6 protein-coding genes and 1 pseudogene are annotated in these 12,925 nt (G+C 37.2%); 6 read left to right on the top strand and 1 reads right to left on the bottom strand.

Annotation, left to right across the window (positions count from 1 at the left end):
- Positions 1-34: 34 nt before the first annotated feature.
- A complete protein-coding gene (polA, locus tag JGH11_RS02215; RefSeq protein WP_201109934.1) occupies positions 35-2,830 on the bottom strand; it encodes a DNA polymerase I in 2,796 nt (931 codons plus the stop codon).
- Positions 2,831-3,131: 301 nt separating this feature from the next.
- Between polA and JGH11_RS02210 the strand changes: the two genes are divergently transcribed.
- From JGH11_RS02210 to JGH11_RS02185, 6 genes and pseudogenes are all read left to right on the top strand, one after another.
- Positions 3,132-4,103, top strand: coding sequence for a polyprenyl synthetase family protein (locus tag JGH11_RS02210; RefSeq protein ID WP_201109933.1), 972 nt, complete (start codon positions 3,132-3,134; stop codon positions 4,101-4,103).
- Between the two features lie 64 nt (positions 4,104-4,167).
- Complete coding sequence (gene miaA, locus JGH11_RS02205; protein WP_201109932.1) at positions 4,168-5,079, top strand: tRNA (adenosine(37)-N6)-dimethylallyltransferase MiaA; 912 nt, start codon at positions 4,168-4,170, stop codon at positions 5,077-5,079.
- A gap of 383 nt (positions 5,080-5,462) precedes the next feature.
- Positions 5,463-7,634 carry a hypothetical protein gene (locus tag JGH11_RS02200; protein WP_201109931.1) on the top strand — a complete coding sequence of 724 codons (2,172 nt, stop codon included), beginning with the start codon at positions 5,463-5,465 and terminating at the stop codon, positions 7,632-7,634.
- Between the two features lie 24 nt (positions 7,635-7,658).
- Positions 7,659-10,163, top strand: a complete 2,505-nt coding sequence (locus JGH11_RS02195) for a glutaminase domain-containing protein (protein WP_201109930.1) — start codon at positions 7,659-7,661, stop codon at positions 10,161-10,163.
- Positions 10,160-12,472 carry a GH92 family glycosyl hydrolase gene (locus tag JGH11_RS02190; protein ID WP_201109929.1) on the top strand — a complete coding sequence of 771 codons (2,313 nt, stop codon included), beginning with the start codon at positions 10,160-10,162 and terminating at the stop codon, positions 12,470-12,472. Before JGH11_RS02195 ends, JGH11_RS02190 begins: the two co-directional genes overlap by 4 nt.
- A gap of 102 nt (positions 12,473-12,574) precedes the next feature.
- Positions 12,575-12,925, top strand: a pseudogene (locus JGH11_RS02185) (phosphoglycerate mutase family protein); the annotation flags it as partial.

Raw genomic sequence — 12,925 nt, 5'->3', positions numbered from 1 at the left:
AGTTTTGTAAAATTAATAGTTTCATTCCAAAAGATCAATGTGCTTCCAGCCAATTTTTTCCTTTGCCACAATCAGCTTTTAATGGAACAATAAGCTTATAAGCGTTTTCCATTTCTTCTATAACAATCTTTCGAACTCGATCTAACTCATCTTCAAATACGTTGAAATTTAACTCATCGTGCACTTGAAGAATCATTTTAGACTTAATATTTTCACGATTAAAACGATCGAAGATATGATTCATTGCGACTTTGATAATATCGGCTGCACTACCTTGTATAGGTGCATTTATCGCATTTCGTTCGGCATAACCACGCACCGTTGCATTTCGTGAATTAATATCAGGGAGAAAGCGTTTACGCCCGAATACTGTTTCTACATAATTCTTTTCACGTGCAACAGCAATACTCTTATCCATATATTCTTTTACTTTAGGATAAGTATCGAAATAACCATCAATCAGTTCTTTTGCTTCTCCACGAGGTATAGTCAACCGTTCGGCTAAGCCAAAAACCGAAATACCATAAATAATACCAAAGTTTGCTGTTTTAGCCTTGCGACGCATATCGCTAGTAACTTCATTTATTGGTAGCTTATATATTTTGGCAGCTGTGGCAGCATGAATATCTTCTCCTTCGTTGAACGCATCAACCATATTTGGGTCTTGACTCAAATGTGCCATAATACGAAGTTCGATCTGAGAATAGTCAGCAGAGAAGAATACACATCCTTCATCAGCTATAAAAGCCTTTCGGATTTCCCGACCTTGATCTTCACGGATCGGAATATTTTGTAAGTTAGGATTGCTTGAGCTCAAACGCCCCGTCGCAGTAACTGTCTGGTTATATGACGTATGCAGTTTTCCATCTAACGGACTCACTAATAGAGGCAAAGCATCGATATAAGTACTTAATAGTTTTTTCAACCCACGATATTCCAAGATCTGCCCAACAATAGGATGGGTGTCCTTCATACTCTCCAATGTTTCCTCACTGGTTACATATTGCCCGGTCTTCGTCTTCTTGGGTTTATCCACGATTTTTAGCTTATCGAAGAGTATTTCTCCCACTTGTTTCGCCGAATTGATATTAAATTCTTGCTCAGCAGCTCTATAAATATCCGATTCTATATTTTGTAATTGTAATGTCAGTTTTTTGGAGTATTCACTTAAAGCACTCTTATCTAACTTTACACCTGTATATTCCATATCGGCAAGTACATAAATCAATGGTAATTCTATTTCATATAATAAATTACCCAAGTCCTGTTTCTGTATTGCTTTCTCGAGAATAAACTTCAACTTCAGTGTTATATCGGCATCTTCACATGCATAGTCTTTTATCTGTTCGGGACGGAGGCTACGCATATTCAACTGGTTCTTACCTCTAGATCCTATCAGCTCATCAATATGGATAGTCCTATATTTAAGATAAGTTTCGGCCATATAGTCCATATTATGCCTCAATTCAGGATTGATCAGATAATGTGCGATCATCGTATCGAAAAGTTTTCCACGAACGTGTATATTATACTTCTTTAGTACAATAATATCGTATTTTATATTTTGTCCTATCTTTTCTATTTTTTCATTTTCGAAAAAAACACGAAATTGCTCAACAATCTTTCGTGCCTCTTCAAAATCGGCCGGAACAGGGACATAATAAGCCTCTCCTTCTTTAAAAGAGAATGACATGCCTACCAGTTCACTCACATTAGGATCAAGACCTGTAGTCTCAGTATCGAAACAACAAAATTCTTGTTTACTCAACTTCGAAACAAGATCAATAATTTCCTCTTCTTTTTCTATCAAATGATATTCATGTGGAATATCCTTCAATTCTTGCAAACCGGAATAACTATTTATATCTATATTTTGATCCGACGGGGGAAGCAACTCGGCAAATAAATCTCCTTGAATAGCTTCATGGGTAGTTGTTATTCGGACAGGATTAGCAGGTGTTCCATCCTTTTTCAACACACGATTTATCAATGTTCTGAATTCAAGTTCTTCGAATAAGGCAGATAGTTTTTCCGCATCTATTTCTTTACGCTTAAATTCATCTTTATGAAATTCTACAGGGACGTCTGTTTTGATCGTTGCCAAAAATTTAGAGAAGATAATCTGCTCTTTGCATTCTTCCAACCTCAACTTCAGTGTACCTTTTATATTTTCTGTATTCTCAAGCAGATTTTCAATAGTTCCGTATTCAGCTAATAACTTTTGAGCGGTCTTAGGCCCTACTCCCGGACATCCCGGTATATTATCCGAAGCATCACCCATCAATCCGAGTAAATCAATCATTTGCTCCGGCGAGGTAAGCTCATATTTTTCCATGATCGCCTTAGCATCTAATGTATCGAAGCCTGTACCTGCAAACTTTGGTTTATACATGAATATATGATCGCTGGTCAACTGCCCGTAATCTTTATCGGGAGTCATCATATACACGTCAAATTTTTCCTTTTCTGCTTTTTTAGCTATCGTGCCAATCACATCATCGGCTTCATAGCGGGGAACCTCCAGTTCTTTAATATTGTAAGCTGCAATTATTTCCTTTATAATTGGTACAGCAGCGCGGATATCTTCAGGGGTTTCCTGCCTCTGAGCTTTATATTGCTCATAGGCATCGTGACGAAATGTTCCGCCAGGAGGATCGAACGCCACTGCAATATGCGTAGGATTTTCTTTACGGAGAAGTTCTTCCAACGTATTTACAAACCCAAATACAGCAGATGTATTCTGTCCTTTTGAATTAACTCTGGGACTTTTGATAAAAGCATAATATGAACGGTATATTAATGCATATGCGTCTAATAGAAATAGTTTCATTGTAATAATTAAAAAAATCTGTGGAAAGTTACGGAAAAAGCAGTGAACTACAAAAGAGAAAAAATGATGGGCTATATATTTTATAAAAAAGAAACTTAGTAATTATCTGTTTCTGTATATAACTTCATATATTTATACATTTAGGGTTAAAAGATATTGAATTTTCGAACACAAGAAAATAAAAGTTTATGCGTTTTCTTTAATATATGACTAAATATTATCATATCTACGTTCAAATATAGAAATAAATAATGCTAAACGCCGAATTATTTTTAAATTTGCACTTCAACTAATTTATGACATGGACAAAAAGCTTCTCATAGCTAAACCGGTAGCGGAAGAATTAAAAACATTCAATCGTTATTACAAAGAATCAGTTTTTTGTAATAATCCTAGAATACAGGAAATTATCGATTATATAATGAAGTCGGATGGAAAAAAAATACGTCCGATTTTGTTATTATTAGCAGCAAAGGCATTTGGTGAGATTAATGAAACCACTTACCAAACTGCTATCACTGTCGAGCTTCTACATACAGCATCCCTCATACATGACGATGTGGTCGATGAATCTAAAATACGAAGAGGAGAGGCATCTGTCAATGCCATATATGACAATAAGATGGCCGTATTAGCGGGAGACTTTTTCTTATCTACTGCATTAATAAAAAGTGTACTTACCGGTAATATGGAGATTATTTCAAACATATCAGATTTGGGCCGCAATCTGGCTGAAGGTGAGCTCAATCAACTTTCACTGGTTAAGGAACTTATTCTTGATGAAAAAGAATATTTTGAAGTAATAAAAAAGAAAACAGCATCTCTTATGTCGGTATGTATGCGTACGGGAGCAATGTCTGTAAATGCTTCGGAAGAGGATGTAAATAAATTTACAATATTAGGAGAACTACTTGGAATATGTTTCCAGTTGAAGGACGATATATTTGACTATTTTACAAATGCAATAGGTAAACCAACAGGGAACGACATACGTGAAGGAAAGATCACACTCCCATTACTATATGCCATTAGTAGAGCAGAAGAAGACGAGAAGAAGGAACTACTGACCATTATAAATTCGTATAACTATACTAACGAAAATATTCAAAAGTTAATAAACTATGCCAAAGAGCATGGAGGTATAGACTATGCTTATCAAAAGATTGAAGAATTTAAGGCGCAAGCAGAAGATATAATAAACACAGTACCTAATGCCGAAGTAAGAGACGCTCTAGCTATTACTGTCGATTATATTGTAGAAAGAGCATACTGACAATTGCTTCCCTTTGTACAAGCTTATTTAGCTTGTGATCAAAAATACCTGACGATTTTATAGCATGAATACATACGACCTGATAACAATCATTGGCCCTACTGCATCAGGAAAAACAACCTTGGCATGCCACCTGGCTTATGCTTTAGATACAGAGATAATCAGTGGCGATTCGAGACAAGTTTATAGATCAATGGATATAGGAACAGGCAAAGACCTCGCCGATTATACTGTAAATGGAAAACAAATTCCTTATCATCTCATTGATATTTGTGAAGCAGGAGAAAAATATAATATTTTCGAATATCAACATGATTTTCACAGGATATATACTGATCTGAAAAGTAAAGGGAAAACGCCTATTTTATGTGGTGGCTCAGGCTTATATATAGAATCTGTACTCAAAGGGTATTCCCTTGTAAACGTACCTGAGAATAAAGAATTAAGGAAAAAATATGAGGAATATAGTCTACAAGAACTTACCGCTATTCTTTCCGAATATAAAAATCTTCACAATACCACAGATGTAGATACTGCTCAAAGAGCAATTCGTGCTATCGAAATTGAAGAATATAAAAAGCAACATCCCTTAGAACAAAATGAGTTTCCTCCATTAAACAGCCTAATAATAGGAGTAAATATAGACAGGGAACTTCGCCGAGAAAAAATATCGAAACGTTTGGCTTCCAGACTTAATGAGGGTATGATAGAAGAAGTGCAAAATATATTGAATAAAGGCGTTGCACCCGAAGACCTCATCTATTACGGACTGGAATATAAATATGTAACTCTTTATCTATTAAAACAACTCTCCTATCAAGAAATGTTTTCTCAACTCGAGATTGCTATCCACCAATTTGCCAAACGCCAAATGACATGGTTTAGAGGGATGGAGAAAAGGGGAATATATATCCATTGGTTAGATGCCACTCTGACTATGGAAACAAAAATAAAAAAGATATCAGAACTCCTATAGTTGAATTTATATCTCCGCAGCTCTAAAGAGAAAACTATTAATTTTTTAATGAATGAGGTATTAGCCCAATAAACCGTCTTTATTTTAAAGTATTAATTGTTAATTAACCCGTCGGTTAAATATTTTAACCGGGTTAACAAAAAAGTGAACATATATTACTCTTTATTGATTAATAATTTTCAACTTGTCAAAATCTATTCATTAGTTTTGTATATCCTTAAAATATAAAGTAGTGCCTATTCCGAATTTTCGGAAATATTATAGCGTATCATGATAAAGCATTCTACGTTTTCATGTAATATCTTCATTTATCTCTTGGAAATAAAAGCCCGATTCATCAATATATTAGTCTGATAAAAAAGCTTATTAAAAAACAAAATAAAATGAAGAAACTTTTATTTATCTGCCTCATAGTATTTTGTATCAATACAGAAATACAGGCACAGGACGATGCTAAAACTGTTTTTCAAACCTCTCATCCGTGGAAACCGTCTTTAGACACAAGAGCTGATGGAGCAATTGTTTACGGTATCGGAGGCAACCCTTCTGATAACGTAAAAAGGATTCCATTCGAAGAAAGAGTACAATCATGGCGAGATAAGGGTTACATTGCGCAATTTATGACCGGAATAGCATGGGGTGAATATCAGGACTACTTCATGGGAAAATGGGATGGGAAAAAGAACCATTTGCGTGAAGGACAAAAAACGATGAACGGAGACACTATCTTCCACGGACATATGGTCCCATATATTGTCCCTACCTCGGATTTTATTCGCTATATGAAAGAAACCCAGATAAAACGTGCCATAGATGCAGGAATCACGACTATATATCTTGAGGAACCTGAGTTTTGGATGCGTGCCGGATATAGTGACGCATTTAAAGAAGAGTGGCAAAAATATTATGGTTTTGCATGGAGGGCACAGCACGAATCGCCCGAAAATACATATCTGGCAAATAAACTCAAGTACCACCTATACTATAATGCGTTGGAAGAAGTTTTCACCTATGCCAAAGAATATGGTAAGAACAAGGGACTAGATATCAAATGTTATGTACCTACCCATTCATTAGTAAATTACACTTCGTGGCAAATAGTAAGTCCCGAAGCAAGCCTTGCATCGCTGGATTGTATAGACGGATATATTGCTCAGGTTTGGACAGGAACTTCTCGTGAAAAAACCTATTACAACGGAACGGAAAAAGAAAGAGTTTTCGAGAACGCTTTCCTCGAATATGGATCGGTACAATCGATGACTGCACCAACCGGACGCCGTACTTATTTCCTTACAGATCCGATAGAAGACCGTGCAAAAGACTGGGAAGATTACAAAAGAAATTATCAGGCAACATTTGCGGCACAACTCCTATATCCGATGATAGACACCTACGAAGTTATGCCATGGCCCGAACGTATCTACGAAGGACTATATCGCAAAAGCCAAAACAGTGATGAAAAGGAACGTATTCCAAGACATTATTCGACACAAATGCAAATAATGATCAATAGCCTGAATGACATTAAAAAATCAGACAATAGGGTAAGCGGGTCGCACGGGATAGGCGTATTGATGGCAAACTCACTCATGTTCCAGCGTTTTCCGAATCATAAAGGATACGATGACCCACAGTTTTCTAGTTTTTACGGACAAACGTTTCCTCTGTTGAAAAAGGGGATTCCTGTAGAACTAGTCCATATAGAAAATACCCCCTATGCAAATACATTTAAAGACCTAAAAATATTAGTTGTTTCATACTCAAACATGAAACCTCTAGACGCAAAATATCACGATTATATCGCTGAGTGGGTAAAAAATGGAGGAGTACTCATATATTGTGGCGAAGATATCGACCCATACCAGTCTGTAATGGAATGGTGGAACACTAACGGCAGCAAATACAATACGCCATCCGATCATTTATTCGAAAAATTAGGTTTAACTCCAAATCCTACAGAAGGAAAATATACATATGGTAAGGGTTTTGTGCATGTACTGAAAGAAGATCCGAAACATTATGTACTAAGGAAAGACAATGACAAAAGGTACGTATCTACCGTAGAAAAAGCCTACAAAGAAGAAGCCCGAATGGGCAGTCTGAAACTAAAAAACAACCTCTATCTCGAAAGAGGAGCCTACATCATCGCCACTGTTATGGATGAAAGTGTATCAGAAGATCCTCTGGTTTTATCAGGCTTATACATCGACCTATTTGATAAAAACTTACCTATTCTGACTAAAAAAACTATTAATCCGGGCGAACAAGCCTACCTATACAACTTAAAGAGTATACCAGATAGGAAAAAAGCGAAAGTGCTTTGCGGAGCATCACGTATATATGATGAAAAACAAGATAAATCAGGCTACTCGTTTATTGCAAAAAGCCCGATTAATACGACGAATGTATCCCGTGTATTTTTACCTAAGAGGCCTATAAGTATTACGGTCAATGCAGAAACTATAGAGAATGGAGATTGGGATCAAGAATCAAAAACATACCTTCTTCATTTCGAAAATAATCCGGAAGGAGTACATATTGAATTCAAATGGTAAACTAAAATAAAACAAGCGAACAAAATGAAAAAACTATTATTCCTTAGCTTTTTGATAACAGCCTTATTTAGCTGTAAAACAGAAAAAGCACAAAATTATGAGATCATAAAAAATGATCTGAGAGCACCTGCTTATCCATTAATCACAATCGATCCTTACACATCAGGTTGGTCTACCACGGATAACCTATATGATGGATCTGTAAAACACTGGACAGGCAGCGACCTCCCTCTTATCGGAGCCATCAAAGTAGATGACAAAGTATATCGCTTTATGGGTACTGAAGAAACGCCTATGGCCACCGTTGCTCCAAACTCGGAACAAGGAGGATGGACCGGTAAATACACAAATATTAAACCGGCGGATAACTGGTTTAATAAAGATTTTAACGATGCAAGCTGGAAAACTGCTGCTGCTGCATTTGGAACTATGCCGGAAGAACCAACTGCCAAAACAGAATGGAAAACAGAATTTATCTGGGTGAGACGTATTATTAACCTAGATCAGGATTTATCAGGTAAAAAGGTATATCTGGAATATTCTCACGACGACGATGCTATTATTTACATTAATGGTATAGAAGTAGTTAATACAGGAAATGCTGCAAAGAAAAATATTCTTGTACCTCTTTCTGAAGAAGTAATAGCAACATTAAAAAAAGGTGAAAATATAATTGCAGGCTATTGTCACGACCGTGGAGGACTAGCATTACTAGACTTCGGACTTGTAATGGAAAAAGACCATAAGAAAGCATTTGAAACAGCTGCGGTACAAAAATCAGTAGATGTACAAGCAACCCAGACTCACTATACATTCGCATGTGGTGAAGTAGATCTGAGACTAACATTCACAGCTCCACTATTTATGGACGATTTGACTTTAATGTCACGCCCTGTAAACTACATTACATATGAGGTTTCATCGAACGATGGGAAATCACATGACGTAAATCTTTACTTCGAGGCTGCTCCTGCATGGGCTTTAGACAAACCTCTTCAACAATCGGTAAGCGAAGGATTTGAAGACGGAGGTCTTGTATATCTTAAAACAGGAAGCCTGGATCAGAAAATATTAGGCAAATCGGGAGATAATGTCCGCATCGATTGGGGATATTTCTATCTTGCTGCCGAGAAGACTAACACAACAACAGCAATCGGAGACGGAGAGAAATTAAGAAACGACTTCGTAACAAGCACCATCAACGGAGCTGTAGAAAAGAGAGAAAATACGGGTGATAAGCTTGCCCTATCTCGTTCTTTAGGCTCGATTAAAGGTGCAACAACAGGAAAAATTATGCTGGGTTATGATGATATTTATTCTATCCAATATTTTGGAGAAAATCTCAGACCTTACTGGAACACGAAAGGAGATCAAACTATTACAAATATTTTCCAATTAGCGAATAAAGAATATGATGCACTTATTAAGAGATGCTACGAATTTGACAAAGAACTGATGGAAACAGCTATTCAATCGGGAGGAAAAGAATATGCAGACCTATGTGTATTGGCTTATCGCCAGGCGATAACCGCGCACAAACTGGTAGAAGCGCCTAATGGAGATCTACTATTTTTATCGAAAGAAAACTTTAGTAATGGTTCTATCGGTACAGTAGATGTTACTTATCCGTCTGCACCTTTATTCTTATATTATAATCCGGAACTTGCAAAAGGGTTGATGAATCATATTTTCTATTACAGTGAAAGTGGTAAATGGACAAAATCATTTCCTGCTCACGATGTAGGAACTTATCCTCTTGCTAACGGACAAACATATGGAGGAGATATGCCCGTAGAAGAATCGGGGAACATGCTCGTCCTTACTGCTGCTGTCGCTGCAATGGAAGGCAACGCAAAATATGCAGAAAAACATTGGGATGTACTTACCACATGGACCGACTATCTGGCTGAATATGGATTAGATCCGGAGAATCAACTTTGTACCGACGATTTTGCCGGACACTTCGCTCATAATGTTAATCTTTCTGTAAAAGCTATAATGGGTGTTGCATCATATGGGTATATGGCAGGCATGTTGGGCAAAAAAGATGTTGCCGAAAAGTATACAGCAAAAGCTAAAGAAATGGCGCAGGAATGGGTGAAAATGGCTGATGACGGGGATCATTATCGTCTTACATTCGACAAGCCTGGCACATGGAGTCAGAAATACAATTTGGTTTGGGACAAATTATTAAATTTAGGTATTTTCCCAAGTGAGGTTGCACAAAAAGAAATTGCTTATTATCTTAGCAAGCAAAATAAGTATGGTTTACCTTTAGATAACCGTGAAACGTATACAAAAACAGACTGGATTATATGGACAGCCACTTTAGCCCAAGATCAAGCTACTTTCCAAAAGTTCATTAGTCCTATCCACTTGTTTATGAATGAAACTGTAGATCGTGTCCCTATGTCAGACTGGGTATTCACAGACAAACCTAATCAACGCGGATTCCAAGCAAGATCGGTAGTCGGAGGTTACTATATTAAAATGTTGGATGATAAATTAAAACAAAACAAGAAACAATGAGAAGAATAGGAATATTATTCTTAGGTCTAATTGGTTTTCTGGGTACTGTGAGTGCTCAGAAAACCGAGTTGGTAGACTATGTAAACCCTCTGGTGGGAACACAGTCTAAAATAAGCCTATCTACAGGTAACACTTATCCGGCCATCGCCATGCCATGGGGAATGAACTTCTGGATGCCTCAAACAGGCAAAATGGGTGATGGATGGGCTTATACTTACGATGCTGACAAAATACGCGGCTTCAAACAAACTCATCAGCCTAGTCCATGGATCAACGACTATGGTCAATTCGCTATTATGCCTGTAACTGAAAAAGCGGTTTTCAACCAGGACGAACGAGCCAGCTGGTTTTCACACAAAGCAGAAATAGCAAAACCTTATTACTACAAAGTCTATCTTGCCGATCATGATGTGGTAACCGAAATGGCACCTACAGAACGTGCCGTGATGTTTCGTTTCACTTTTCCTGAAAATGACAAATCGTATGTAGTAGTAGATGCTATGGATAAAGGGTCGTATGTAAAAATTATCCCTTCCGAAAATAAGATAATAGGTTATACGACTAAAAACAGCGGAGGAGTTCCTGAGAACTTCAAAAACTATTTTGTGATTGTCTTTGATAAACCATTTACTTACACTGCATCAGTAAGCGAAGGTGTCATCAGTGAAGGCGGAGTAGAAAGTAAAGCTAATCACGCAGGTGGTATTATCGGTTTCTCAACTAAAAAAGGAGAGATTGTACATGCTCGTATAGCTTCTTCATTTATTAGCCCTGAGCAAGCAGAGTTAAATCTGAAAGAACTTGGCAATAATAGTTTCGACCAGATCGCTCAGCAGGGCCGTGACCGCTGGAATGAAGTACTGGGAAGAATTGTCGTGGAAGATGAAAATATAGACAATTTACGTACGTTCTATTCTTGTTTATACCGCTCAGTACTTTTCCCTCGCAGCTTCTATGAAATAGATGCTAATAAACAAATAGTACATTACAGCCCATACAACGGTGAAGTATTGCCCGGCTATATGTTTACCGACACCGGCTTCTGGGATACTTTCCGTTGCTTGTTCCCATTCCTCAACCTGATGTATCCTGATATGAATACCAAAATGCAGGAAGGTTTGGCTAACACTTACAAAGAAAGTGGATTTTTACCGGAGTGGGCAAGCCCCGGTCACAGGGGTTGTATGGTTGGAAACAACTCTGCATCTGTTGTTGCAGATGCTTATCTGAAAGGATTGAGAGGATATGACATCGAAACTCTTTGGCAAGCTGTGGTACACGGAGCAAACAATGTACACCCTAAAGTAAGTTCGACAGGCCGTCTTGGTTGGGAATATTACAACAAATTGGGATATGTGCCTTATGATGTAAAGATCAACGAAAATGCAGCTCGAACACTTGAATATGCTTATGACGACTGGACTATCTACAAACTGGGACAAGCTCTAGGTAAACCTAAAAAAGAGATAGATATCTTCGCTAAACGCGCAATGAATTATAAAAACCTATTTGATTCGGAACATAAACTTATGCGAGGTAAAAATCAGGATGGTACATTCCAATCTCCGTTCAATCCGTTGAAATGGGGTGACGCATTTACCGAAGGCAATAGCTGGCACTATACTTGGTCTGTTTTCCACGATCCGCAAGGACTTATCGACCTAATGGGAGGTAAAGAAGGCTTTAACCAAATGATGGACTCAGTGTTTAACGTACCACCTTTATTTGATGAAAGCTACTATGGCGGAGTTATCCATGAAATACGCGAGATGCAAATCATGAATATGGGTAACTATGCACATGGGAATCAGCCGATACAGCATATGATCTATATGTATAACTATTCGGCAGAACCTTGGAAAGCTCAATATTGGGTTCGTGAAGTGATGGATAAGCTATATACACCTAATCCCGATGGTTATTGTGGTGATGAAGATAATGGACAAACTTCGGCTTGGTACGTATTCTCTGCACTAGGGTTCTATCCTGTATGTCCGGGAACAGATGAGTATATCCTTGGCTCACCATTATTCGACAAAGTGACATTAAACCTTTACAATGGTAATAAGGTAGTTATCAAATCGCAAGATAATAATAAGACGAACAGATATGTTTCTTCAATGGATGTAAACGGATTGGATTATACTAAAAATTATCTGACTCACGACACATTGATGAAGGGAGCTGATATCAACTTCAAGATGTCTTCTACTCCTAACAAAGTAAAAGGTACTATGGAGGAAGATCTCCCATACTCTTTCTCTAAAGAGTTGAAACAATCGACCGGAACAAAGAAAAAGAAGAAATAATAAAAACTATTTATATACAAAAGCCGTATAAGACTTATCTTATACGGCTTTTTTTATACATTTAGCATATAAAAATCCTTACACTTAAAAAACATATTCATTATGAGTAATTTCTTAGATATAGCAGCTATTAATCAGGAAAAAGCCAAAGTAATAATAAAAGATCTGGATATAGTAGCCAATTGGGAGTCTATCGGGGCAAAGATCAATATGGTTGGCTCTTGTAAAATGGGATTATTGATGAAACATAGGGATATTGATTTTCATATCTATTCTGATACGCTGAATATCGGGGATAGTTTTTCTGTGATCTCCAAATTATCTTTAAACTCTAAAATTAAGAGGATAGAATATACAAATCTGATAGAAACAGACGAAGCATGTTTAGAATGGCATGCATGGTATCAAAGTTCAGATAATGAATTGTGGCAAATAGATATGATACATATACTC

The sequence above is a fragment of the Dysgonomonas sp. Marseille-P4677 genome, from assembly GCF_016652235.1.
Lineage (GTDB): Bacteria > Bacteroidota > Bacteroidia > Bacteroidales > Dysgonomonadaceae > Dysgonomonas.
Note: the sequence above shows the minus strand (reverse complement) of the source record. Positions and strands in the feature narration are given on the sequence as shown.

Excerpts from the sequence above, each read along its gene's own strand:
- JGH11_RS02210 (WP_201109933.1), top strand. The coding sequence starts at position 3,132 with ATGGACAAAAAGCTTCTCATAGCTAAACCGGTAGCGGAAGAATTAAAA.
- JGH11_RS02195 (WP_201109930.1), top strand. The coding sequence starts at position 7,659 with ATGAAAAAACTATTATTCCTTAGCTTTTTGATAACAGCCTTATTTAGC.
- polA (WP_201109934.1), bottom strand. The coding sequence starts at position 2,830 with ATGAAACTATTTCTATTAGACGCATATGCATTAATATACCGTTCATAT.
- miaA (WP_201109932.1), top strand. The coding sequence starts at position 4,168 with ATGAATACATACGACCTGATAACAATCATTGGCCCTACTGCATCAGGA.
- JGH11_RS02200 (WP_201109931.1), top strand. The coding sequence starts at position 5,463 with ATGAAGAAACTTTTATTTATCTGCCTCATAGTATTTTGTATCAATACA.
- JGH11_RS02190 (WP_201109929.1), top strand. The coding sequence starts at position 10,160 with ATGAGAAGAATAGGAATATTATTCTTAGGTCTAATTGGTTTTCTGGGT.